Source organism: Leisingera sp. ABM4_060 (assembly GCF_056158765.1).
On sequence record NZ_JBSWTX010000001.1, the window covers coordinates 1,023,878 to 1,046,595 of the forward strand.

22 protein-coding genes and 1 tRNA gene are annotated in these 22,718 nt (G+C 59.8%); 11 read left to right on the forward strand and 12 right to left on the reverse strand.

Annotated features, from left to right (window positions below):
- Positions 1-45: 45 nt before the first annotated feature.
- The gene (locus ACXAEH_RS05050; RefSeq protein WP_475031379.1) at positions 46-1,011 is read right to left on the reverse strand and encodes a TAXI family TRAP transporter solute-binding subunit; all 966 of its coding nucleotides are present in this window, start codon (positions 1,009-1,011) and stop codon (positions 46-48) included.
- 510 nt (positions 1,012-1,521) lie between these two features.
- Between ACXAEH_RS05050 and ACXAEH_RS05055 the strand changes: the two genes are divergently transcribed.
- Positions 1,522-1,779, forward strand: a complete 258-nt coding sequence (locus ACXAEH_RS05055) for a hypothetical protein (RefSeq protein WP_475031380.1) — start codon at positions 1,522-1,524, stop codon at positions 1,777-1,779.
- A gap of 39 nt (positions 1,780-1,818) precedes the next feature.
- Here the strand turns inward: ACXAEH_RS05055 and ACXAEH_RS05060 are convergent, their stop codons facing one another.
- On the reverse strand, positions 1,819-4,944 hold the full coding sequence (locus tag ACXAEH_RS05060) for an efflux RND transporter permease subunit (protein WP_475031381.1): 3,126 nt from the start codon (positions 4,942-4,944) through the stop codon (positions 1,819-1,821).
- Positions 4,945-4,947: 3 nt separating this feature from the next.
- Positions 4,948-5,982, reverse strand: a complete 1,035-nt coding sequence (locus ACXAEH_RS05065) for an efflux RND transporter periplasmic adaptor subunit (protein ID WP_475031382.1) — start codon at positions 5,980-5,982, stop codon at positions 4,948-4,950.
- Positions 5,983-6,363: 381 nt separating this feature from the next.
- Here ACXAEH_RS05065 and mtnA point away from each other — a divergent pair, with 381 nt between their 5' ends.
- Both mtnA and ACXAEH_RS05075 read left to right on the forward strand, forming a co-directional pair.
- Positions 6,364-7,470, forward strand: coding sequence for an S-methyl-5-thioribose-1-phosphate isomerase (mtnA, locus tag ACXAEH_RS05070; RefSeq protein WP_475031383.1), 1,107 nt, complete (start codon positions 6,364-6,366; stop codon positions 7,468-7,470).
- A 13-nt stretch (positions 7,471-7,483) separates the two neighbouring features.
- Positions 7,484-8,149 carry a class II aldolase/adducin family protein gene (locus ACXAEH_RS05075; protein WP_475031384.1) on the forward strand — a complete coding sequence of 222 codons (666 nt, stop codon included), beginning with the start codon at positions 7,484-7,486 and terminating at the stop codon, positions 8,147-8,149.
- A gap of 99 nt (positions 8,150-8,248) precedes the next feature.
- Here the strand turns inward: ACXAEH_RS05075 and ACXAEH_RS05080 are convergent.
- Positions 8,249-8,334, reverse strand: a tRNA-Leu gene (locus ACXAEH_RS05080).
- A 164-nt stretch (positions 8,335-8,498) separates the two neighbouring features.
- Here ACXAEH_RS05080 and ACXAEH_RS05085 point away from each other — a divergent pair.
- Positions 8,499-9,077, forward strand: coding sequence for a YqaA family protein (locus ACXAEH_RS05085; RefSeq protein WP_475031385.1), 579 nt, complete (start codon positions 8,499-8,501; stop codon positions 9,075-9,077).
- Positions 9,078-9,079: 2 nt separating this feature from the next.
- Positions 9,080-9,547, forward strand: a complete 468-nt coding sequence (locus ACXAEH_RS05090; RefSeq protein WP_475031386.1) for a disulfide bond formation protein B — start codon at positions 9,080-9,082, stop codon at positions 9,545-9,547.
- A 60-nt stretch (positions 9,548-9,607) separates the two neighbouring features.
- On the opposite strand, the gene ACXAEH_RS05095 is transcribed toward ACXAEH_RS05090, so the two are convergent.
- Positions 9,608-10,033: an Lrp/AsnC family transcriptional regulator gene (locus ACXAEH_RS05095; protein WP_475031387.1), complete on the reverse strand. Its 426-nt coding sequence runs from the start codon at positions 10,031-10,033 to the stop codon at positions 9,608-9,610.
- Positions 10,034-10,145: 112 nt separating this feature from the next.
- Between ACXAEH_RS05095 and rocF the strand changes: the two genes are divergently transcribed.
- The 3 genes from rocF to ACXAEH_RS05110 are packed head-to-tail and all read left to right on the forward strand — an operon-like array spanning position 10,146 to position 13,041.
- Complete coding sequence (rocF, locus tag ACXAEH_RS05100) at positions 10,146-11,072, forward strand: arginase (RefSeq protein WP_475031388.1); 927 nt, start codon at positions 10,146-10,148, stop codon at positions 11,070-11,072.
- On the forward strand, positions 11,069-11,998 hold the full coding sequence (gene ctlX, locus ACXAEH_RS05105; RefSeq protein ID WP_475031389.1) for a citrulline utilization hydrolase CtlX: 930 nt from the start codon (positions 11,069-11,071) through the stop codon (positions 11,996-11,998). Before rocF ends, ctlX begins: the two co-directional genes overlap by 4 nt.
- Positions 11,995-13,041, forward strand: a complete 1,047-nt coding sequence (locus ACXAEH_RS05110; protein ID WP_475031390.1) for an ornithine cyclodeaminase — start codon at positions 11,995-11,997, stop codon at positions 13,039-13,041. The genes ctlX and ACXAEH_RS05110 overlap by 4 nt, the downstream gene beginning before the upstream one ends.
- Positions 13,042-13,229: 188 nt before the next feature.
- On the opposite strand, the gene ACXAEH_RS05115 is transcribed toward ACXAEH_RS05110, so the two are convergent.
- Positions 13,230-13,814: an HNH endonuclease gene (locus tag ACXAEH_RS05115; RefSeq protein ID WP_039123724.1), complete on the reverse strand. Its 585-nt coding sequence runs from the start codon at positions 13,812-13,814 to the stop codon at positions 13,230-13,232.
- 218 nt (positions 13,815-14,032) lie between these two features.
- Between ACXAEH_RS05115 and ACXAEH_RS05120 the strand changes: the two genes are divergently transcribed.
- Together ACXAEH_RS05120 and ACXAEH_RS05125 are read left to right on the forward strand one after the other, a co-directional pair.
- On the forward strand, positions 14,033-14,686 hold the full coding sequence (locus tag ACXAEH_RS05120; RefSeq protein WP_475031391.1) for a pseudouridine synthase: 654 nt from the start codon (positions 14,033-14,035) through the stop codon (positions 14,684-14,686).
- Between the two features lie 12 nt (positions 14,687-14,698).
- Positions 14,699-15,121, forward strand: coding sequence for a VOC family protein (locus ACXAEH_RS05125; RefSeq protein WP_475031392.1), 423 nt, complete (start codon positions 14,699-14,701; stop codon positions 15,119-15,121).
- Positions 15,122-15,270: 149 nt separating this feature from the next.
- Here the strand turns inward: ACXAEH_RS05125 and ACXAEH_RS05130 are convergent, their stop codons facing one another.
- Together ACXAEH_RS05130 and ACXAEH_RS05135 are read right to left on the reverse strand one after the other, a co-directional pair.
- Complete coding sequence (locus tag ACXAEH_RS05130; RefSeq protein WP_475035524.1) at positions 15,271-15,936, reverse strand: alpha/beta hydrolase; 666 nt, start codon at positions 15,934-15,936, stop codon at positions 15,271-15,273.
- Positions 15,933-16,592, reverse strand: a complete 660-nt coding sequence (locus tag ACXAEH_RS05135; protein WP_475031393.1) for a DNA-3-methyladenine glycosylase family protein — start codon at positions 16,590-16,592, stop codon at positions 15,933-15,935. Before ACXAEH_RS05135 ends, ACXAEH_RS05130 begins: the two co-directional genes overlap by 4 nt.
- A gap of 95 nt (positions 16,593-16,687) precedes the next feature.
- Here ACXAEH_RS05135 and ACXAEH_RS05140 point away from each other — a divergent pair, with 95 nt between their 5' ends.
- Positions 16,688-17,905, forward strand: a complete 1,218-nt coding sequence (locus ACXAEH_RS05140; protein ID WP_475031394.1) for an MFS transporter — start codon at positions 16,688-16,690, stop codon at positions 17,903-17,905.
- A 45-nt stretch (positions 17,906-17,950) separates the two neighbouring features.
- Here the strand turns inward: ACXAEH_RS05140 and ACXAEH_RS05145 are convergent, their stop codons facing one another.
- From ACXAEH_RS05145 to ACXAEH_RS05160, 4 genes are all read right to left on the reverse strand, one after another.
- Complete coding sequence (locus ACXAEH_RS05145) at positions 17,951-18,727, reverse strand: squalene/phytoene synthase family protein (RefSeq protein WP_475031395.1); 777 nt, start codon at positions 18,725-18,727, stop codon at positions 17,951-17,953.
- Positions 18,717-20,351 carry a citramalate synthase gene (cimA, locus tag ACXAEH_RS05150; RefSeq protein ID WP_475031396.1) on the reverse strand — a complete coding sequence of 545 codons (1,635 nt, stop codon included), beginning with the start codon at positions 20,349-20,351 and terminating at the stop codon, positions 18,717-18,719. Before cimA ends, ACXAEH_RS05145 begins: the two co-directional genes overlap by 11 nt.
- Positions 20,351-21,733, reverse strand: coding sequence for a cysteine--tRNA ligase (gene cysS, locus ACXAEH_RS05155; RefSeq protein ID WP_475031397.1), 1,383 nt, complete (start codon positions 21,731-21,733; stop codon positions 20,351-20,353). The genes cimA and cysS overlap by 1 nt, the downstream gene beginning before the upstream one ends.
- A 299-nt stretch (positions 21,734-22,032) precedes the next feature.
- The gene (locus ACXAEH_RS05160; protein ID WP_475031398.1) at positions 22,033-22,614 is read right to left on the reverse strand and encodes an outer membrane protein; all 582 of its coding nucleotides are present in this window, start codon (positions 22,612-22,614) and stop codon (positions 22,033-22,035) included.
- Positions 22,615-22,718: the final 104 nt, after the last annotated feature.

The following is a 22,718-nucleotide window of genomic DNA, read 5'->3' on the forward strand; positions in this document are numbered from 1 at the left end:
AACGAAACGGGGCGCCGCTGCGCCCCGTTCTAAGGTCCAGGCCGGTTATTCGATCCAGCCTTTTTCCTTGTAGTACTTGGCCGCGCCGGGATGCAGCGGTGCCGAGAGGCCGTCCGCAATCATTTCTTCCGGCTTCAGATGGGCAAAGGCCGGGTGCAGTTTTTTGAAGGCGTCGAAGTTCTCGAACACCGAACTGACCACCGCATAGACCGCATCATCAGAGACGTCCGCCGAAGTCACAAAAGTAGCGCCCACACCAAAGGTCTGGGTGTCAGCGTCCGAGCCACGGTACATGCCGCCGGGGATGGTCGCGGTGCGGTAAAAGGCGTTGTCGCCCACCAGTTTTTCCACCGCTTCGCCGTCCACGGTCACCAGCACCGAGTCACAGGCAGTGGTGGCTTCCTGGATCGAGCCGGACGGGTGGCCGACGGTGTAGATCATTGCGTCGATCTGGTTGTCGCACAGCGCTGCAGACTGTTCAGCCGCCTTAAGCTCAGTCGCCAGGGCGAAGTCTTCCATGCCCCACCCCTTGGCGCCCATCAGCACTTCCATGGTGCCGCGCTGGCCGGATCCCGGATTGCCGATGTTAACACGCTTGCCCTTGAGATCATCAAAGGTGGCGATGCCGGCATCCGCACGGGCCACAACCGTGAACGGCTCCGGGTGCACGGAGAATACGGCGCGCAGGCCTTCAAACGGGCCCTTTTCCTCAAATTTGGAGGAACCGTTGTAGGCATGGTACTGCCAGTCGGACTGCGCCACACCGAATTGCAGTTCGCCTTCACGGATTGTGTTGATGTTGTAGACCGAGCCGCCGGTGGATTCGACAGCGCATTTGAAACCGTGCTCCTTGCGGCCCTTGTTCACCAGACGGCAGATGGCGCCGCCGGTCGGGTAATAAACACCGGTCACGCCGCCGGTGCCAATGGTGATGTATTCCTGAGCAAATGCTGCGGGCGCCGCAAAGGACGCCGCCACCAATGCACCGATAGCCAGCTTGGTGTGTTTCATGATCAAGTCTCTCCCACTTGTCTTATGATTTGCAGCCCGGCCTGACACAGATGTGAAAACGGTATTACGGGGCTTTCACGGCACGGGGTTTTGGGCCCGCCAGGCAAGGCGCGTGCGATTATTTTGCACGCGCAGCAGGGTTTCACCGGCACCCCGCCAAGTCAAGGGTGCTATTTATTGACGCACCCATTGTGGCGGCAATTTCTTCTTTATTGACGCAAGTTACGCATTTTTCCCCGTCTCTGAACCATGCAAGTACGGTGCTGCACACTAAAAATTTCCTTGCGTCATCATCAAACCATTGCGCGATTCTTTTTCTTCTGCCCATGGCACTCCCGCGCTCTGTCCGCGCAGCCGGGTGTGCGGATAAATCAACGCAAATACGGCACGTGCCTGTCAGGAAACAGGTGACAAACCGAAAGTGTGACGCTAGTAAGCATCACACAAAAATTGAGCCGCGGTTCAAGAAACCGTAGCCGTGACCAACAGATTGACAGGGAGCTTGCAGCGATGCTGCTTAGCCAAGTGATTTACGCCAATCCGTCTCTGACGGATTTTTGGGCTTTGGAACGCTGTGTGTCCGCCGAAGCCCGTAAGATGCCGAGTGAGGCAAATGCGCCGCTGACTTGCGACGTGGAACCGGAATTCCGCTGCACGCCGCGTAAATGGGATTTGATCCTGTCCGCCGCGCATGAACGCGGGCTTCGGGCGCGGCAGGCCCATCATGCGCGCACCGCTGCCACTGAAAAACAGCACGCCAGCGTGTAGAAACCCCGCAAACCTGGTGGCTTGCGGGGCCGGTTGTTTTCACTCTGCCGGGCTGGCGGCAGGAATGCCTTTGACCCGTTCCCGCATCCCCTGCATCACTGCATAGAGCACCGGAACAACGATCACACCTACGACCGTGGCTGCCAGCATGCCGCCAAAAACAGCGATACCTATCGCGCGCTGGCTGGCCGCTCCGGCGCCGGAGGCGACCATCAACGGCACCACCCCCAAGAGGAAGGACAGCGCGGTCATCATTACCGCGCGGAACCTCTGTTTTGCGGCTTCCTGCGCTGCTTCGCGGATCGACAGGCCTGCCGCGCGCTGCTCCATCGCGAACTCGACAATCAGGATTGCGTTCTTTGACGCCAGGCCAATCAGCATGATCATCCCGATCTGAGTGTAGAGGTTGATGTCATTGCCGGCCAGGGCCACTGCTGCAACGGCTCCGAACAAGGCCACAATCACCGACAGCAGGATTGCCACCGGCATGGTCCAGCTTTCGTATTGCGCCACTAGGAACAGGTAGCCGAACAGCACCGCCATCGCCAGGATGACCGTCACCAGGCCGGCTGAGTCCAGCTGCTGCTGTGCCGTTCCGGTCCATTCAAAAGCGTAGCCGGGTGGCAGAGCCTTGGTCGCCTCCTCCTGCATGACCCGGATGGCATCACCAGTGGATAATCCCGCCGCTGGAACCGCCGTCACGGTCGCCGAGCGGAAGATGTTGTGCCGCTTGAGCAGTACCGGCCCCAGAACATTCTCGACATCAATCAGCGTCGACAGCGGCACCATCTCCCCCGATTGCGCCCGCACGTACAGGCCGCCGATATCCTCGATCTTGTCGCGGTAAGAGCCCTCGGCCTGCAGCATGACCTTATAGACACGCCCGAACAGATTGAAGTCATTGACATAATAGGACCCGAGATGCGCCTGCATGGTCTGAAAGACCTCGGAAATCGGCACGTCCAGCGTCTTGGCCTTCTCCCGGTCCAAATCGACAAACACCTGCGGCACGTTCGCCCGGAAAGTGGTGTAGGACTGCTGGATCTCAGACCGCTGATTGGCGGAATAGACCAGCGAGCCAACCGACTGCGCCAGATCCTGCGGGGTGCCGCCGGCGGTTTGCTGCACTGCCATCTCCACGCCGGCGGACATGCCGAGTCCAGAGATCGGCGGCGGGTTGAAGGCGACGATGCTGGCAGCAGCCTCGCCATTGGCGATGCCATAGATCTGGCCGAGGATCGCGTTGGGATGCAGCGCCTCGCTTTGCCGCTCATCCCAGGGCGCAAGGTTGGCAATGATCATCGCGCCATTGGCTCCGGCCCCGTTCAGCAAGCTGAAACCATTGACAAGCACGGTGCCCTGCACGCCGGGGATCTGCCGGATTTGCTCGTCGATCCGGCTTGTCACCGTCTCAGTCCGCCCCAGCGCTGCCGCGTCAGGCAGTTGCACATCGACAAACAAATAGCCGTTGTCTTCGGCCGGCAGGAAGCCTTTGGAGGTTGTGTTGAAGATGCTGCCAGTGCCAAAAGCAACAGCCGCGATGATCGCCAGCCCAATGACCGGCAGCCGCAATAGACGCGTTACGATACTCAGGTAACCGCTGCGCACGCCGCCAATCATATTTTCAAACAGTGCCAGCAGCCCTTTGGGCGGACCGGACCGCGCTTTGAGTACGATACCGCACAGCGCCGGAGACAGCGTTAGCGCGTTAACCGAGGAGATCACCACCGCAACTGAAATGGTCACAGCAAATTGTGAATAGAGCTGCCCGGTGATGCCCGGCATGAAGGTGACCGGAACAAACACGGCCAGCAGCACCAATGTGGTGGCGATCACCGGGCCGGTAATCTGGCCCATTGCCTTGCGGGTTGCCTCGGCGGGGGGCAGACCTTCCTCGGCGATGATACGCTCTACGTTCTCGACCACCACGATGGCGTCGTCCACCACGATACCGATGGCCAGCACCAGCGCAAACAGCGAGATGGTGTTCAGCGACATGCCCAGCAGCAGAAGGAAGGCAAAGGTCCCGGTCAGCGACACGGGGATCGCTACCGCCGGAATGATCGTCGCCCGGACAGAGCCGAGAAAGATGAACACCACAGAGATCACCAGCACAAAGGTCATCATCAAGGTGGAGATCACATCATTCAGCGATTGCTCGACAAAGTCGGTGGTGTTGAAAGGAACTGCGTAAGTGACGTCGTCGGGGAAGTCTGCGGACAGCCGATCCATTTCAGCCAGGACAGCCTCCGACACTGCCAACGCATTGGCGCCTGGGGCTTGGTAGACCGCAAGAATGGTGGCTGGCACCCCGTCATAATAGCCGGAAGAACCGTAGTTGGAGGCACCCAATTCAACCCGCGCAATATCGCGCAGCCTCACGGTGCTGCCGCCATCGCCGGTACGGATCACGATGTCTTCGAATTCACTGACCTCGGTCAACCGGCCCTTGGACTTGATCGTGTATTGAAACACCTGGTCACCGGGGACAGGCGGTGCCCCCACCTGCCCTGCGGAAACTTCGATGTTCTGTTCGCGCACCGCATTTATCACGTCACCGGGCGAAATGCCCAGGCCTGCCATCTTGTTGGGATCCAGCCAGACCCGCATGGCATATTCAAAGTTGGTCAGGATATCGGCCTTGCCCACGCCTTCTACCCGGGCAAGCGCGTCTTTGAGGTTGATCGCGGCATAGTTCGACAAAAACACGCTGTCATACGTGCCATTGGGAGAGGTGAGCGCCGTTACCAGCAGCATGTTGGAAGAGCTTTTCTGGGTCACCACGCCGTTGGCGGTGACTTCCGCAGGCAACGCAGCAACCGCCTGCGCCACCCGGTTCTGAACGTTGACCGAGGCGATGTCTGGATCGGTGCCGACCTCAAAAGTCACCGACAGCGAGTAGCTGCCGTTGTCGGCCGAGGTGGATGACATGTAAAGCATCCCGTCCACCCCGTTGACCTGCGCCTCGATTGGCGCAGCAACGCTCTTTTCCACGGTTTCGGCATTGGCGCCCGGGTAGCTGGCGGTGACATTCACCACCGGCGGCGTGATTTCAGGGAACTGTGCCACTGGCAGCGCGAAATAGCCGATCACGCCCAGAACCGTCAAAACAAGGGAAATGACAATCGCAAACTTTGGCCGTGAGATGAAGATGGAGGAAAACATCGCTTACTCTCCAGTCTGACCGGCCAGCACCGGGTCCACTTCCACACCAGGACGGATCTTTTGCAGGCCTTCGACAACAACGGTCTCGCCCTTGGTCAAGCCGTCCAGCACGATGATACCCGTGCCCTGAACATCGCCGGTCACGATGTATCGCTGCTGCACCTGGTTCTGCTCATCCACCACCAGCACAAACGGTCCCTGCTGGTCGCGCTGAATTGCCGCCTGGCTGATGATGATCCGGTCCACCGCTTCCTGGGATTGCAGGCCAACGGTCAGAAAGGCGCCGTCCAGGATCAGCCGGTGATCATTATGGAACTCGGCCCGGATTGTCACCGCACCGGTTGCCGGGTCCACCCTGTTGCCGGCAAAGGCGATGCGGCCTTTTTCTTCCAGCTCTGCACCGTTGGGCAACACGACGAAGACCTCGGGCGCGGTTTCGGTGTCGGAACGGTCAATGCCTTCCGCCTCAAGCTGTTGCAGGATTTCGACGAACTGCTTTTCGTTCACCGAGAAAGACACATAAACGGGTGCTTCCCGCACGATGTTGACCAAGGCAGAGCCACTCGGGCTCACTACGTCGCCAATGCTGACCTCAACGCGCCCAACCCGGCCCGAGAAGGGTGCGTGAATTTCAGTATAGCTCAGATCCAGTTCTGCCTGCAGGATCGCAGCCTTAGCCGCGCGCACCTGGGCCTCGGCCACCAGCTCATTTGCGCGGGCGGTGTCGCGATCGGCTTCCGGCACTGAGCCGCGCTCGAACAACTCCTGTTTACGGGCCAGGTCCAGCGAGGCGAGTTCAAGATTGGCCTCGGCCTGCGCCAGTTCCGCCCGGCGGCTTTCCAGCACCGCCTCATAAGCGCTGCGCTCGATGCGGAACAGAACATCGCCCTGCTCCACCTCGGCGCCGTCCTTGACCAGAACCTCTTCAAGATAGCCGCTGACACGGGCCATGATGTCGGCTTTATCGATCGCTTCGCCACGCCCGATGAAGGTGGACGTCTCCTTGACCGGCTTGATCACCGCCTGGGCAACGGACACTTTGGGCGCCGCCCCTTGCTGCGCAATGGCCCCGGGTGCCGCCAATCCGATTGCCGCAATCACTGCAAGCCCGGTTGTCCCGGGCAGGCCCCTGTTCCAAAGACGCTTCATTGCTGAGCCTTTCAATCTGCAAGAAAAATCTTGGCGGCCCATGTTGCGGACCGCCGCTATGTATCCAAACCGTTAACCGCATTGAATAACGTGCTGGCTTCTTCTGCAAGTTGAACACGCGGTGTGACCGGTTTTCCGGTGCGGAAACATCGGATTTTCTCCCTGGCGTCATCGAAACCTTGCGCGCCGCGGGCATTTCAGGGAAACCGGTGTCAGAGCCCGTCGACGGGCCCCCTCGCAGCGGAACTGATACGGGAAAGGGAACTTCCGATGAAAGTCAATGGTACGCACTACCGCTCCCTTTGGTGGAACCACGACGCAGACGTGCTGGAAATCATCGACCAGCGCTGGCTGCCGCATGACTTTCGGGTGCAACCGGTCAGCACCCTTCAGGATTTCGCTGACGCCATCATCGAGATGCGGGTGCGTGGTGCGCCGCTAATCGGGGCCACCGCGGCCTATGGCATGGCGCTGGCGATGCGCCTTGACCCGTCGGATGCGGCGATGGACCAGGCCTGGAGCTTTTTGAACGCAACCCGGCCTACCGCCATCAACCTGCGCTGGGCGCTGGATCGCTGCCGAACCCGCCTGCGTCCGCTGACTGAAGGCCAACGCGCGGCTGCCGCACTGGCATTGGCCCATGAAATTGCCGACGAAGACGTGGAAATCAACCGCAGTATCGGCGCGCATGGCCTGGAACTGATTAAGGAAATTGCCGCGAAGAAACCCAATGGTGAGCCGGTCCGGCTGCTGACCCATTGCAATGCCGGCTGGATCGCAACTGTTGACTGGGGCACTGCCACCAGCCCCATGTATCAAGCCCATGATGCCGGTATCCCGATCCATGTCTGGGTGGATGAAACCCGTCCGCGCAATCAGGGCGCGCTGACCTCCTGGGAACTTGGCAGCCATGGCATCAGCCACAGCTACATCACCGACAATGCCGGCGGCCACCTGATGCAGCACGGGCAGGTCGATCTGATGATCACCGGCACCGACCGCACCACCCGCCGCGGCGATGTCTGCAACAAAATCGGCACATACCTCAAGGCCTTGGCGGCAAAAGATAACGGCGTGCCTTTCTATGTTGCGCTGCCCTCGCCGACCATCGACTGGACGGTGTCCGACGGCGTTTCCGAGATCCCGATCGAAGAACGCAGCGAACGCGAAATCACCCATGTTCAAGGCAGAACCGAGGATGGCGGTATCGGCCTGGTGCAAGTCACCCCCGACGGCACCCCGGGCGGCAACCCTGCCTTTGATGTGACCCCGAACCGGCTGGTCACCGGGCTGATCACTGAACGCGGCGTCTGCACTGCGTCCGAAGAAGGCCTTGCAGAGCTCTTCCCGGAAATGGCCGCCGCAAAAACCGCCTGACAGAGGTCTGCCCATGAAACCGCCCTATCAGGACAGCATCGAACTGCGGCAGGCTGTGATCGATGCCTGCCTTGAAATGAACATCACCGGCATCAATCAGGGGACCTCCGGGAACATCTCGGTGCGTGCCGGCGACCAGATGCTGATCACCCCTTCAGGCGTTCCATACGAAAAAATGACCCCGGACATGCTGGTGCAGATGCCCCTGAACGGCGGCGCAATTCCAGAGCGCCAGATGAAGCCATCGACGGAATGGCCGTTTCACCTGGCCATCCTGCAATCAAAACCAGATGTCAGCGCGGTTGTGCATGCCCACCCGGTTTATTGCAGTGCGCTGGCCATGAACCGGCAAGCGATTCCGGCTTGCCACTATATGGTGGCCGCATTTGGCGGCAATGACGTGCCTGTTGCGGATTATGCGCTGTTTGGCAGCCAGCAGCTGTCGGACAATATCACCCGGGTTTTGCGGGACCGCAGCGCCTGCCTGATGGCCAATCATGGGGCCGTAGCTACTGGCGAAAGCCTGCCCCGCGCGCTCTGGAGGATGGTGGAGCTGGAAACCTTGGCAAAGGGCTATGCAACCAGTTTGACTTTGGGCAAGCCGCATATACTCAGCGATTCCGAAATGGCAGAAGTTGCAGCAGCCTTTGCGGACTACGGATTGAAGGACAGCCGCTGACTTTATGTGACTGCGATGATTGCAGGAACGGCCCCTGATAACGGCAGCAGATAAAACAAAGGCCTGCAGCAAGAAGACGCTGCAGGCCTTTGTTTTTATTGGTACCCAAGGCCGGACTCGAACCGGCACGCTGTCACCAGCGGGGGATTTTGAATCCCCTGCGTCTACCATTCCGCCACTTGGGCCACGTCCCGTTCCTAGCCAAGCGCGCGGCCAAGGTCCAGAGCCAAAACGGAACTTTGCACCCGAAAAATTGCCGGGTGGCAATTTCATTGGCAGCAAAGGTTGACGGAGACCCGCACACATGCCACCTCCCTTCGCAAACGCCGTTGAGGATGCAGGCCGCAGAATGCTGAAACCGCTATACGACCGGACGATGGCTCTGGCTGATCACCCCAAGGCGCTTTGGTGGCTGGGCGCAGTTGCCTTTGTCGAAAGCTCAGTCTTCCCGATCCCGCCCGATGTCCTGATGATCCCCATGATCTTGGCGCGGCCGTCGCGTGCCTGGCTGATTGCTCTGGTCGCGCTGGTGGCTTCCGTTGCAGGCGGCGTGCTGGGCTATGTCATCGGCGCCTTCTTCTATGAGAGCATCGGACAGCCGGTGCTGGAGGCCATGGGCAAAGGCGGCGCAATGGCAGAGTTCAATACCAGGTTCAACGACTTTGGTTTCTGGGCTGTGCTTGGTGCCGGGATCACGCCGTTCCCCTACAAGGTTATCACCATCATGTCGGGATGGACCGGGATGCCGCTGGGCACTTTCATTGCCACTTCTATCCTTGCGCGGGCGCTGCGTTTTTTCATCGTAGCCGGCCTGCTGTGGAAATTTGGCGCTCCGATCCGGGATTTCATCGAACGCCGTCTGGGTATGGTGTTTTCCGCCTTCATGGTGATCCTGTTCGGCGGTTTTCTGATGGTGAGGTTCATCTGATCATGCATCGTTTTCTGATCATACTGGCCGCTGGCGGTTCCGCAGCATTGCTGCTGGGCGCGCTGGGTTTCCAATACCTTGGCGAAATGGCACCCTGCAAACTCTGCTACTGGCAGCGTTACCCCCACGCCGCCGCGGCCGGGATCGGTGTTCTGGCATTGATCATTCCCGGTGCGGTTCTGCCTTACCTCGGCGCTCTGGCCGCGCTGGCCACGGCAGGTGTTGGCGCCTACCACACGGGCGTGGAACGAGGCTGGTGGGAGGGCCCATCCACCTGCACCTCCGGCCCGGTCGGCGGGTTGTCTCCGGATCAGTTGATGGAACAGATCATGGCTGCGCCGCTGGTCCGCTGTGACGAGGTGCCGTGGGAGATGCTGTCCCTGTCGATGGCAAGCTGGAATGCAATTGCGTCCTTTGGCCTCGCGCTTCTGTGGATTGCCGCCGCCAACCATGCCCGCAAGCAGGGGTAACTTTCCAGTAAGCTGAGATTTGACCAGCAACACACTGACCTTATTCTGTATTCCTGGACTTTAAGTATCCTTTTTGGTTGCCAGAAGAAGATTGGTCTCACTGCTGACAACGCCTTCAAAAGTGCGGATCTTCGCCAAGGCCGTGTCCAGCGTTTCCAAGGTTTCGGTTCCCAGTTCGACAATCAGATCCCAGCGGCCGTTTGTGGTATGAATCGCCCGAACCTCCGGCAAGCCTTGCAGTTGCCGGGTAATCCGGCTGGTGCCGCGGCCCTCAATCCCGATCAGCATAAGCCCGCGCACCGGATCACGCAGTACATCCTCTTTCAGCACGACAGTAAAACCAAGGATATCCCCCCGCGCCTGCAGGCGTTCGATCCGGGCCCGGACCGTCGTCCGCGACAGGTTCAACTCCAACGCAAGGTCCGACAAAGAAGCACGTGCGTTATGGCGCAGTGCTGATACCAACCGCTCATCCGTTTTGTCCATTTTCCACCTCAAATTGATCAATGCCACCCCGTTATGGTCAAATTGTCCGCTGGAATCCACCGCGTTTCGGAAGTCTCTAGTAGGAAAGCTGACTTTTTGAGAGATGAGACCCGTGACATCGCAACATTGCATCCTGATTGGCGCACCGGTTGACAGCGGCAAACGAAGGGCCGGCTGCCTGATGGGCCCTGACGCCTACCGTACGGCTGGTATCACCGAAGCATTGGAGGGGCTGGGCCACACTGTTGAGGACCTGGGCAATGTGGCGCCTGACTCGCATAAGCCTGATGGTGAGGACGGTGTTGTCTTTGCCCGCAACGAGACCATTGGCTGGACCTCCCGCCTGGCACAGGCAGCCGAAGATGCGCTGGAATGCGGCCTGCCCGTCTTTCTAGGGGGAGATCACTCCTTGTCTCTGGGGTCAGTCGCCGGGGCTGCAAGTTTTGCAGCCAGGCAGAACCGGCCGCTGTTTGTTCTATGGCTTGATGCCCATACTGATTTTCACACTCCGGAAACCACCGACAGCGGCAACCTGCATGGAACTCCGGTTGGATATTTCACTGGCCGCGAGGGTTTTGAAGGCTTTCCTGAGGTCGCCAACCCGGTGCCTCAGGAAAACGTCTGCATGATCGGCCTGCGGTCTGTTGACACCCAGGAGCGGCTGGCACTGGCGGACAGTGCTATCCGCACGCATGACATGCGCGACATTGACGAGAACGGCATTGCCGGCCCGCTGAACCGCTTTCTTGAGCAGGTGGCGCAGGCCAATGGCATGCTGCATGTGTCGCTTGATGTGGACTTCCTGGACCCCTCGGTGGCTCCAGCCGTCGGAACAACTGTCCCCGGCGGCGCCACCGTGCGGGAGGCGCATCTGGTGTGCGAAATCCTGCATGACTCCGGCTTGATGACCTCTTTGGACCTTGTGGAACTGAACCCTTTCCTCGACGAACGCGGCCGCACCGCGCATCTGATGGTGGACCTCTGCGCCTCTGCGCTTGGCCGCCGCGTCTTTGACCGCCCGACACGGAGCTACCAGTGAGCAGCCTGCAAGCCCCTTCGGCGGTGATCATGATCCGGCCGCATCATTTCCGCTCAAACCCGGAAACTCAGGGTGATAACGCCTTTCAAACATCAGCGAACGACTCCGACGAAGCCACTTCCGCCCAGGCCTTGGCGGAATTTGACGGCGCCGTGGAAGTGTTGCGCGGTGCAGGCGTGACAGTTCATGTATTTGATGACACCGGCACCGAAACGCCAGACAGTGTGTTCCCGAACAACTGGTTTTCGACTCATGCCGGCGGGCATGTGGCCGTCTACCCGATGTTCGCGGAAAACAGGCGCAAGGAACGCCGCTGGGACGTGATCGAACTGCTCAAGCGCGAATACCGCGTCCAGGACGTCATCGACTATTCAGGGCTGGAGCAGGACGGGTTGTCGCTGGAAGGCACCGGCGCCATGGTGCTCGATCACATTGGCCGCATCGCCTACACGGTGAAATCGAACCGTGCCGATCCTGTGCTGCTGGAGCGTTTCTGCACCCATTTCAACTTTGAACCCATGGTGTTCGAAGCCAAAGATGAAGCGGGCTGCGACGTCTATCACACCAATGTTCTGATGGGTATCGGCACTGAATACGCGCTGATCTGCCTGGACATGATCGTGGACCCTGCCCGCCGCATTGAAGTGGCTGCGCGGCTGGAAGAGACTGGCCGGCGGGTGATAGACCTGACAGCGGAGCAAATTTCCAGCTTCGCCGGCAACGCGCTTGAACTCACCGGCCGCGGGCGTGTTCTGGTTCTCTCAGCCAAGGCTCTTCAAACGCTGCGCCCGGATCAGGTTGCGCTCATCGAACAGAGCGCTGAGCTGATTCCCCTGACCATTCCAACCATCGAAACCGCTGGCGGATCGGTGCGCTGCATGCTGGCAGGCATCCATCTCAGCCCCCGTGAAAGGAAAACCGCATGACCCAGCCTTCGGACAAGGCCCTGGTGCCTTTTGTCAGCGTCGACAACATGATGCGCCTCATTCATCACGTGGGCGTCGAACAGATGCTACAGGACCTGGCGGGTTATGTTGAAGAGGATTTCAAACGCTGGGAGCTGTTTGACAAAACCCCCCGTGTGGCCAGCCATTCCGACGTTGGCGTGATTGAACTGATGCCGACCTCGGACGGTGAGGCCTATGGGTTCAAATATGTGAATGGCCACCCCAAGAACACCTCCGAAGGTCTGCAGACGGTTACAGCCTTCGGCCTGCTGGCGGACGTTTACACCGGCTACCCGGTGCTGCTGACTGAGATGACCATGCTGACAGCACTGCGTACCGCCGCGACCTCAGCAATGGCCGCTAAGTATCTGGCACCAAAAGGCGCGGACACGATGGCGATGATCGGCAATGGCGCCCAATCGGAGTTTCAGACGCTGGCGATGAAAGCCATTATCGGCCTGAAATCCGTGCGTCTGTATGACAAGGATGGGGCGGCAACAGAGAAATGCGCCCGCAATCTCCAAGGGCTGGGGATCGAAGTGGTTTCCTGTAAAACGCCGGAGGAAGCCATCGAAGGCGCACAAATCCTCACGACCTGCACAGCCGACAAGCAGTATGCCACCATCCTGACCGACAACATGGTTGGCAGCGGTGTGCATATCAACGCCATCGGCGGCGATTGCCCCGGCAAAACAGAACTGGCGGCTGGCATCCTCAGCCGTTCGGACGTTTTTGTTGAGTATCCGCCGCAAACCCGGATCGAAGGCGAAATCCAACAGATGCCCGAGGACTTTGCCGTCACCGAATTGTGGGAAGTGATAACGGGCCAGAAGCAAGGCCGCACAGGCGACCGCCAGATCACCCTGTTTGACAGCGTCGGATTCGCGATCGAGGACTTCTCGGCCCTGCGCTACATCCGCGACCGCATCAAGGGCACCGATTACTTTATCGATCTCGATATGCTGGCCGATCCGGATGATCCCCGTGATTTGTTCGGAATGCTCCAGCGCGCCAAGTCCTAACATCATGCAACGGCGGCCCGTCAGAATTGAGGCCGCCGGCAACTCCGGCCTCTTCAGTCTTTGCCTGAAGTCTTCAGGCCGTGCAGGCAGGGTTCATGGGGATCTGAACATCCGCCGCCCGCTCAGCGGGAAAAACACGAGACTGAGGAGGCTGGAAACTTGGATTTTCAAAACCTTACAAATGATACTTAAGCGTCCAGCTCGGTGTCCCAATACAGGAAATCCATCCAGCTTTCATGCAAATGGTTCGGCGGGAACTTACGGCCGGTATTGCGCAACTCCTCGGCTCCGGGACGCCGCGGTGGCTTGCGCAAGGACATCCCGGCTCGGTGCAGCGACTTGGAACCCTTCTTCAGATTGCAGGGGCTGCAGGCCGCCACAACATTCTCCCAGCTCGTCACCCCGCCTGCGGCCCGCGGCACCACGTGGTCAAAAGTCAGCTCCCCCTTGCTGCCGCAGTACTGGCAGCGGAATTCATCCCTCAGAAACAAATTAAAGCGCGTGAAGGCCACGCGCTTTTGAGGTTTTACATAATCTTTCAGAACCACCACAGACGGTATTCGGATCTCAGTACTCGGACTGTGCACCACCTCGTCATATTCGGCCACGATGGCCACCCGGTCGAGCCATGCCGCTTTCACCGCATCCTGCCAGGACCACAAGGACAAGGGGTAATATGACAATGGCCGGTAATCTGCATTCAATACCAGTGCCGGGTGCTGCTTGAGAGCCCCCGGGGATCTGACAAACTCTGCTCTGAAATCGCCATCCATTGTGAACGTCTTCCTCGCCCTGATCTTCCGCGTCCCGGAACCAGAGCGGGGAACCCGCCCCAGCTTAACTTTGACTATATATCGTGGTTAGCGCCTGACAAGCCCTGATCACCCACAATATGTCGCAGTTTGACTAGGCTGTTTCCATGACGCCCCCGTGACAGTTATCCACAAGCTGCCCGCTTGCCTTGCCTACTGCTCCAGCCTATTGGCTAGCCATGACCCGCCTGATCCGTTTCAACAAACCCTATGATGTCCTGCCACAGTTCACTGACCGCGGCAGCCAGGGCAGCCCGCGGCCAACTCTGAGCAAGTTTATTGACTGCCCCGGCGTCTATGCCGCGGGCCGTCTCGACCGCGACAGCGAAGGGCTGATGCTGCTTACCGACAACGGGCGGCTGCAATCCTGGATCAGTGATCCCAAGCACAAGATGGAGAAAACCTATTGGGTTCAAGTCGAAGGAATACCTGATGACGATGCACTCAAGGTTCTGTCAGAAGGTATAGAGCTAAAAGACGGGCCAACGCAGCCTGCAAAGGCCAAGCGGATCCCGGAACCGCACGGCCTGTGGGCACGCACCCCGCCTGTCAGGGTCCGCAAATCGGTACCGGACAGCTGGATCGAGCTGACGATCCGCGAAGGCAGAAACCGCCAGGTGCGCCGAATGACTGCAGCTGCTGGACACCCGACATTGCGCTTGATCCGCTACAGCATTGGCGCCTGGACCTTGGACGGATTACCGCAAGGCGGATGGGAAGACCTGGATCCGCCGCGCGTGCCAGCCCCCCCTAAACCTTCGCAAAAACCACCACGCAGGCCAAAGGGAGCCGGTCCCCGCAGGGATAAGGGTGACAGGCCCAGGCGGCGCTGATAGCCTGCTCCCATGGTCTCACAAGCCCCTGCCCCCAAAGCAATTCTTGAAGCATCCCTCTATGTGGACGATCTTGATGCCGCAGAACGGTTTTATGGCGGTATCCTTGGGCTTGAGCAAATTCAGCGCATAGGGAACCGCCACCTATTCTACCGCTGCGGAGCTTCTGTCCTTCTTCTTTTCAATGCAGATGAGACTGTGAAACCGCCGGGGAACCCGGAGCTGCCGGTCCCGCCCCATGGCGCCCGCGGCCCCGGGCATGTCTGTTTTGCGCAGCCGCGCGAAGACTTGCTGCGGATGCGTGCCCGGTTGCGGGAAGCGGGTATTGCTATCGAGGCTGAGTTTGACTGGCCTCATGGCGTCCGGTCGATCTACTTCCGGGATCCGGCTGGAAACTCGCTGGAAATCGCCGAGCCGCAGTTGTGGAGTTACTGACATTCGGGCAGCGAACCGGAAAATTCAAATTTTCCGGCCAAAATTCTTTTCAAGAATTTTGCGGCGCATCCGCGCCGCCGGGCCCAACCTGGCGCGTCCTATCTCTGATGGGACAGCAACAGGGCGGGAGCCTCCGGTTCAGCGCAGGCTCAAAGACTCAGTTTGTCGCGCATGAATGCCAGCGCAACACTTAGGCCATCCGGCGCGATACCATGCGCTGTTCCCTTCTGGATATGCGCAAAAACGTCCAGGAAACCGGCTTCCTGCAAAGCTTCGGCAGCTTGCGGCAGCGATTGCACCGGAACCACATCATCCTGGTCCCCATGCACCAGCAGCACTGGCATTTTGGACACCGCCTCGTCCTTCAGCAGCTCTGGTGCCAGAAGGCGCCCGGAAAAGGCAACAATCCCGGAAACCGGATCCTCACGCCGCGGCGCCACATGCAGGCTCATCATGGTGCCTTGCGAAAACCCGAAAAGAACCACCTGCTCAGGCAGCACGTCCTCGTCCACCATCAGGGCGTCCAGAAAGGCGTTCAGATCCTCGACGGCCGCCTGCATACCACGCATGCTTTCCTCTTCCGACGACCCATCGATCCAGGGGATCGGGAACCACTGGAAGCCAAAAGGCGCCCCGGCGCAGGCCTCGGGTGCGTCAGGTGCCACAAACAGCGTATCCGGCAGGTGTTCGCTCAGCGGATCCGCCAGCCCCAGAAGATCGGCGCCATTGGCCCCATAGCCATGCAGGAACACTACAACCGAGCGGGTTTCGCCGGAAAGCGGCTCTTTACGGCCGGCATTAAGTACACGAGTTATCGGATCCCTTCCCTGTCCTTCGCCACCCGGTAATAGGCCCAGAGGATGCGGGCCGCAACCGACCGCCAGGGCGACCAGGCTTCGGCCAATTGCCGCATCTCGCGCTCCTTTGGCCGCTCCGGCAGTTCAAACAACACCCGCGCGGCCTCCTGCAACGCCAGATCGCCATGGGCAAACACATCCGCACGCCCCAGCGAAAACATCGCATAGATCTCGGCCGTCCAGACGCCAATCCCTGGTACCTGAACCAGAGTGGCTATCACTTGGCCGTCAGGAGAATCGCGCAATGCATTGAAATCAATACGCGCCTCCGCCAGCGCTCGGGCATAGCGGATTTTCTGACGGCTGAGGCCCGCAGCACGCAGATCGTCGTCGGTTGCCTGCATGATCTTGCGAGGCCCCGCCAGTTTTGCGTCCTTCATCCGATTCCAGATCGCATTGGCTGAAGCCACGCTCACCTGTTGGCTGATTATTGCACTCAAGAGCTGCGCAAACCCTTCCGGCTTGCGCCTGAGCGGCAGCGGACCCGTCAGCCTCAACGCTTCGGCAAAGCGGGCATCGCTTTGGGCCAGCCAGGCTGCCCCTTCGCTCACGCACTCATCGCATTGAATGATCCGGCCGATGCCGGGAACAAATGTCCGCTTCTCCGACGCCACGTTACTTCCCCTGCGCAGCCGTCTGAAAGAAAGCGTGATCGCTCACGGCGTTCCGGCGGCTTGCCCCTGAACATATTCACAGCTACGCATCCCACATGACCATGAGCATGACCACCCCCAGCGACGCGGTCGCCAAGAAAAACGTTGCCGTTCTTGTACTGGCACAGGCGATCCTAGGCGCGCAGATGCCGATGATCTTCACCATTGGCGGGCTGGCCGGCCAGTCCTTGGCTTCCAACCCCTGTTTTGCGACTTTGCCAATTTCGCTGATTGTCGGCGGCTCAATGCTGGCAGCGACGCCAATCTCGGCCATCATGCAGCGTTGGGGCCGCCGGGCCGGATTCTTTGCCGGAGCAGCATTTGGTGCGCTTGGCGGCATGATCGGCGCATACGGGTTGTATCTGGGTTCCTTCCCCATCTTCCTGCTGGGCAGCCTGTTGACCGGCGTCTACATGAGTGCGCATGGTTTCTACCGCTTTGCCGCAGCCGATACAGCTTCAGAAGCATACCGCCCCAAGGCGATTTCCTATGTCATGGCCGGCGGTCTCGCTGCTGCAATCATCGGCCCGCAGGTGGTCAAGGCAACCAGCCAGGCCTTTGTTGTGCCTTTCCTGGGCACCTATCTGGCGGTAATCGCGGTAAACGTGCTGGGAGCGGTCCTATTCCTCTTTCTGGATATTCCCAAACCTTCGCCGCCCAGCCAGGACAGCCCCAAGGGCCGCAGCCGCATGGAGCTGCTGAAAACGCCGGTGATAGCCGTCGCAGTGATCTGCGCCATGGTGTCTTACGCCCTGATGAATCTGGTGATGACCTCCACTCCGCTGGCTGTGGTCGGCTGCGGATTTACCGAGGGCAATGCGGCAGATGTTGTCACATGGCATGTTCTCGCAATGTATATTCCGTCTTTCTTCACAGGCCATCTGATCGCCCGCTTCGGTGTTGAAAAAATCGTTGCTGCGGGCCTTGTGATCCTGGCCGGCGCGGGTGCTGTGGCCCTGCAAGGTGTTGACCTGGAAAACTTCTTTATCGCCTTGGTGCTTCTGGGGCTGGGCTGGAATTTTGGTTTCATAGGCGCCACCACCATGCTGGCAGGCGCCCATGACGCGCATGAAAGAGGCCGTATGCAAGGGTTGAATGACCTTCTGGTCTTTGGCGGCGTCACCATGGCGTCCCTGGCATCCGGCGGGCTGATGAACTGCTCGGGCGGCAGTCCAGTGGACGGCTGGAATGCGGTCAATCTGGCTATGGGCCCGTTCCTGGTGCTGGCAGGTGGCGCCCTGATGTGGCTTGTCCTGCGGCCCAAGGAGGCCTGATCCGTCCTTCTGGCATGTGAAGGGCACCCTCCAAGGGCCCTTTTGCTACCAGCGTCCCGTAGCGGCCTTCCACATTAGGCTGGCTTTGCGCCTAAACTCGCTTTGCCCGAGCTGTCCCAGAGCGACCCTCTCCGGCTGGCGGATCGCTTGTTTCAGCAGTGCCGCGGCCTGCCAGCCGGGCAGCAGAGCAGACCCGGCCTGCGCTGACACTTCACTACGGAACTTCCAGGACTTTTCCAGCCTTTCCAGCCCCTTGCCAGCCAAAGCTCGCACACCTTCCGGGGTGCCATCCAATAGCGGGATCCGCCTTTGCGCTTCCAGTTCCGGAATCGCCCGAAGCCAATTGGCAACTCCCGCGCCATAGGCAAATCCCCGCACAACCTCTTCGTCGGCCTGTCCAAGCGAAGCCGCGGCCATCCACATCAGTGAACCGCTGGTGCGATCGATGTAGCTGTCGAACTCCGCCTGATCGGCAAAGGGGTCCTTGTAAATGTCCCAGCGCCGCGCCTCTGCCATGGCATCGATGCAGACAGCCAGTTCAGGTTTCAGCAACCGCCCCAAAGGTGTCGCTGCATAGTGGCGGCGGACCGGCCTGCATTGGGCAATTTCCGCTCCAACGTCCCGCCACCATTGCACCCGCATTTCTGCAATCATGCTCTCTTGGCTGGCCCAGGGCGCCCGGGCCAGCTCAGCATTGAAAGCATACAGCGCAAACAGCACCGGCCGCGCCTGGACCGGCGCCGCCATGGCCGCAAGGAAGCGGTCAGGATCGCTCTTTTGAACCTGCTCTGCACAAGCAGTCAGATCAGCGTCAAACTGCATCCGCCTGCCCGGCCCCGCTATCATGGATCAGCTTCCAGCGGATCGCATCCAGCAGCGCTTCAAAGGAGGCATCGATTATGTTTGCGCTGACCCCAACCGTAGACCATCGGCGGCCCTGGCTGTCTTCGCTGTCGATGATGACACGGGTCACCGCCTCGGTGCCGCCTTGTGTAATGCGCACCTTGAAGTCGACCAGCCGCATGTCTTCCAGCTGTGCCGAATAGCGCCCCAAATCCTTGATCAGCGCCCGCGCCAAGGCGTTCACCGGCCCTCGGTCGCTGCCAGTTTCGTCCAGTGACTCACTGACAGACAAGCGCTTTTCGCCGTCTACCTTCACCACAACGACCGCCTCCGAAAGGCTGACCATCCGGTTGTATTTGTTCTTGCGCCGCTCGACGGTGACCTTGTAGCGCTTGACCTCGAAAAACTCAGGCAGTTGCCCCAGTTCCTCCCGGGCCAAAAGCTCAAATGAGGCCTGGGCCGTGTCGTAGGAGTATCCGTCCGTCTCCCGCCGTTTGATCCGCTCCAGGATCCGGGCCAGCGCCGGGTTGCTTTTTTCAACGCTCAATCCTGCATCAGCCAGCCGCTTGCGCAAGTTTGACTGCCCGGCCTGATTTGACATCGGAATCACCCGCGCATTGCCAACCTGTGCAGGATCAATATGCTCGTAGGTCGTCGGATCCTTGAGGATCGCGCTGGCATGCAACCCGGCCTTATGGGCAAAGGCCGAGGCGCCGACGTAGGCCGCCTGGCGCACCGGAACCCGGTTGAGGATGTCGTCAAGCATCCGGCTGATCCGGGTCAGGCCTGCCAGTGCCGCTTGGCTCACTCCGGTTTCGAAACAGCTCGCATAAGGCTCTTTCAGCAGCAGCGTCGGGATGAGCGCGGTCAGATTGGCGTTGCCGCAACGTTCACCCAACCCGTTCAGCGTTCCCTGGATCTGACGCGCGCCGGCATCCACCGCAGCCAGAGAGCAAGCGACCGCATTTTCCGTGTCGTTATGGGTGTGTATGCCAAGTTTCTCACCTGGAATTCCGGCTGCGACCACGTCTCTGACGATCCGGCTCACCTCGGCCGGCAGCGCGCCTCCATTGGTGTCGCACAGCACCACCCAGCGCGCCCCCGCCTCCAGAGCCGCGCGGCAAGCTGCCAGCGCATACTCCGGGTTGTCCAAGTAGCCGTCAAAGAAATGCTCGGCATCAAACAGCGCCTCGCGCCCCTGGGCAACGATATGAGCCACCGAGGCGCGGATATTGTCGAGGTTCTCCTCCAGTTCGATCCCCAGCGCATGGGTCACGTGGTAGTCATGGCTCTTGCCCACCAGGCACACTGCCCTGGTGCCCGCATTCATCACTGCAGCCAGAACATCATCATTGGCTGCCGAACGCCCTGCCCGTTTGGTCATCCCAAAGGCGGTCATAGTGGCGCGGGTCGTAGGCGCCTCACCGAAAAACGCACTGTCGGTCGGATTGGCGCCGGGCCAGCCGCCTTCGATGTAATCGATACCTAGGTTGTCAAGCGCCTGGGCAATCTGCTTTTTTTCGGCGGTCGAGAACTGCACCCCCTGGGTCTGCTGCCCATCCCGCAAGGTGGTGTCGTAAAGATAGAGGCGTTCTTTTACCATCAAAGCGCCTCCAGCTTGTCTGGATCAAACCCTGCACCGGGAACAAGTTCAACGCCGGCCTTGCTCATACGAACTTCCAACCCGGCCTCAATGTAGATTGATTTCAACCTATCGACTTCGGAAAAATCCTTGCTTTCCATCGCCTTCTGACGCGTTTCGAACAGCCGCGTTTCATGAGCAGAAAGGTCGACAGAGGATGCAGCCAGCCACCCGCCCATTTCGTCGGCCAGCAATCCCAGCATCTGTGCCGATGCCAACAACCCCGCTGCATCGCCAGCCGCTGCCAGTTTGTGCAGTTCAGCTATGGCACCTGCGGTGTTGAGGTCATCCGCCAGAGCCGCCAGGACCGCGGCAGCAGCGCTGGACGCGGGCTCAATGCCCGCGGTCAGCGCACGCCACTTGCGCAACGTTGCCTCGGCTTCCTTGGCCTTTTTGTCGGTCCAGTCCATCGGCTTGCGGTAATGTGTTTGCAAAAACACCAAGCGGATCACTTCACCCGGATACCCTTGGTCCAGCAAGTCGCGCACGGTAAAGAAATTGCCTAGCGACTTGGACATCTTCTTGCCTTCAACCTGCAGCATCTCGTTGTGCAGCCAGAACCGGGCGAACTCGCCTTCCGGATGGGCACAGCAGCTTTGCGCGATTTCATTCTCATGATGCGGAAACATCAGGTCGTTGCCGCCGCCATGAATGTCAAAAGTCTCGCCCAGCAGTTCATAGGACATTGCCGAGCATTCGATATGCCAGCCCGGACGCCCGCGTCCCCAGGGGCTGTCCCAGCCCGGCAGGTCATCCGTGGACGGCTTCCACAAGACAAAATCCATCGGGTTCTTTTTGTAAGGGGCCACTTCCACCCGGGCGCCGGCGATCATATCATCCACAGACCGTCCGGACAGTTTGCCATACCCATACTTCCAGCTATCGACCGCAAAGAGCACATGGCCTTCGGCGGCGTAGGCGTGCCCCTTGGCGATCAAATCCTCGATCATCGCCACCATCTGCGGGATATACTCAGTTGCCCGCGGCATATGGTTGGGCTCCAGCGCGCCAAGCTGCCCCATATCGTCCAGAAACCACTGGGTGGTTTCCGCCGTGATGTCACTGATCGGGCGCCCGCTTTCGGCGGCGCGGGCATTGATCTTGTCATCAACATCCGTGAAGTTCCGGGCGTAAGTCACTTGATCTGCGCCGTAAACTTCGCGCAGCAGCCGGTAGAGGACATCAAAAACAACCACCGGGCGCGCATTGCCCAGATGCGCCCGGTCGTAAACCGTGGGGCCGCAGACATACATCCGCACATTGCTGGCGTCGATCGGCTCAAAGACTTCTTTCTTGCGGGTCTTCGTATTCTGCAGCTTGATCTCTATGTCCTTGGTTTCCATGCCCGGTTCCTTTTCCATGCCCAGCCAGAACAGGCCGGCATCACCCTTTGCGCGCAGCGCGGGCTTAGCAACTTGTCAGGGAAATGAAAACGACAGAAACCAGCCCGCTGATATGTCAGCAGGTAATGCAGCAGATAATGGCGGTGCAGATCTGGTTCATACGGGCTGCATACCACGCGGTTGCCGCCCAGCCAAGCCATTAACCGTAAAATGCAGAGGCCGCCCCATCTGCCTTGGGTGCAGACCGGGCGGCCAAGGGCGCAGCGGAACAGGAGTGCTGCGCCCCCAACTCAAACCATTCAGAACTTGAAGGACGCGCGCAGCGAAACCGAAGTGGCATCGGAGCCGACGCCCGAGCTGCCGAACTCATCAAAGTTATGCTCCAGCACCTCGCCTCCGATCTGCCACTGGTCGGTGACCTGATAGGCAAGGCCAACACCGTAGAATTCGCCGGTTTCACTGCCCAAAGAACTGTCGGCCTCGGCGACACCGCCAGTGACATAGGCCAGCACATTGCCAAAGTCATACCCCGCCTTCACCTTGGCGCGGGCAACAAAATCGATGGTGGCGCCGCCGCCCAGATCCAGGTCCGTGGCATCATAATCCAATTCGCCACCCAGAACGAAACGGCCGAAATCGTGGTTGTACCCGCCATGAATACCATAGGCGGCATCATCGCCCGAGGCGCCGCTGCTGGCGTCCGCATCCAGCTGGCCGATCTGGCCACCCAGGTAGAAACCGGTCCAATCGCCGCCGTCATTGGCAACCGGCACAGGTGCCGGCGCCGGTGCGGGTTCGATTACCGGCTCGCTCACATTGCCGGCGAATGCCGCACTGCCCAGAACGGTGGCGATGGCTGTCATAGCTACGAAACGAGTCATTCAGACTTCTCCTTTTGCAGTCCCGGCGCAGGCTGTGCGCCGTTGAACGCTACAAAAGGTCTTGTTGCAGGAAGTTCCAGAGCCCGGCTGCTCACGCCCTCTGA

Excerpts from the sequence above, each read along its gene's own strand:
- ACXAEH_RS05145 (WP_475031395.1), bottom strand. The coding sequence starts at position 18,727 with ATGCAGTTTGACGCTGATCTGACTGCTTGTGCAGAGCAGGTTCAAAAG.
- ACXAEH_RS05095 (WP_475031387.1), bottom strand. The coding sequence starts at position 10,033 with ATGGACAAAACGGATGAGCGGTTGGTATCAGCACTGCGCCATAACGCA.
- ACXAEH_RS05125 (WP_475031392.1), top strand. The coding sequence starts at position 14,699 with ATGGTCTCACAAGCCCCTGCCCCCAAAGCAATTCTTGAAGCATCCCTC.
- cimA (WP_475031396.1), bottom strand. The coding sequence starts at position 20,351 with ATGGTAAAAGAACGCCTCTATCTTTACGACACCACCTTGCGGGATGGG.
- ACXAEH_RS05110 (WP_475031390.1), top strand. The coding sequence starts at position 11,995 with ATGACCCAGCCTTCGGACAAGGCCCTGGTGCCTTTTGTCAGCGTCGAC.
- mtnA (WP_475031383.1), top strand. The coding sequence starts at position 6,364 with ATGAAAGTCAATGGTACGCACTACCGCTCCCTTTGGTGGAACCACGAC.
- ACXAEH_RS05090 (WP_475031386.1), top strand. The coding sequence starts at position 9,080 with ATGCATCGTTTTCTGATCATACTGGCCGCTGGCGGTTCCGCAGCATTG.
- ACXAEH_RS05075 (WP_475031384.1), top strand. The coding sequence starts at position 7,484 with ATGAAACCGCCCTATCAGGACAGCATCGAACTGCGGCAGGCTGTGATC.
- cysS (WP_475031397.1), bottom strand. The coding sequence starts at position 21,733 with ATGGAAACCAAGGACATAGAGATCAAGCTGCAGAATACGAAGACCCGC.
- ACXAEH_RS05055 (WP_475031380.1), top strand. The coding sequence starts at position 1,522 with ATGCTGCTTAGCCAAGTGATTTACGCCAATCCGTCTCTGACGGATTTT.
- ACXAEH_RS05115 (WP_039123724.1), bottom strand. The coding sequence starts at position 13,814 with ATGGATGGCGATTTCAGAGCAGAGTTTGTCAGATCCCCGGGGGCTCTC.
- ACXAEH_RS05085 (WP_475031385.1), top strand. The coding sequence starts at position 8,499 with ATGCTGAAACCGCTATACGACCGGACGATGGCTCTGGCTGATCACCCC.
- ACXAEH_RS05120 (WP_475031391.1), top strand. The coding sequence starts at position 14,033 with ATGACCCGCCTGATCCGTTTCAACAAACCCTATGATGTCCTGCCACAG.
- ACXAEH_RS05140 (WP_475031394.1), top strand. The coding sequence starts at position 16,688 with ATGACCATGAGCATGACCACCCCCAGCGACGCGGTCGCCAAGAAAAAC.
- ACXAEH_RS05160 (WP_475031398.1), bottom strand. The coding sequence starts at position 22,614 with ATGACTCGTTTCGTAGCTATGACAGCCATCGCCACCGTTCTGGGCAGT.
- ACXAEH_RS05050 (WP_475031379.1), bottom strand. The coding sequence starts at position 1,011 with ATGAAACACACCAAGCTGGCTATCGGTGCATTGGTGGCGGCGTCCTTT.
- ACXAEH_RS05060 (WP_475031381.1), bottom strand. The coding sequence starts at position 4,944 with ATGTTTTCCTCCATCTTCATCTCACGGCCAAAGTTTGCGATTGTCATT.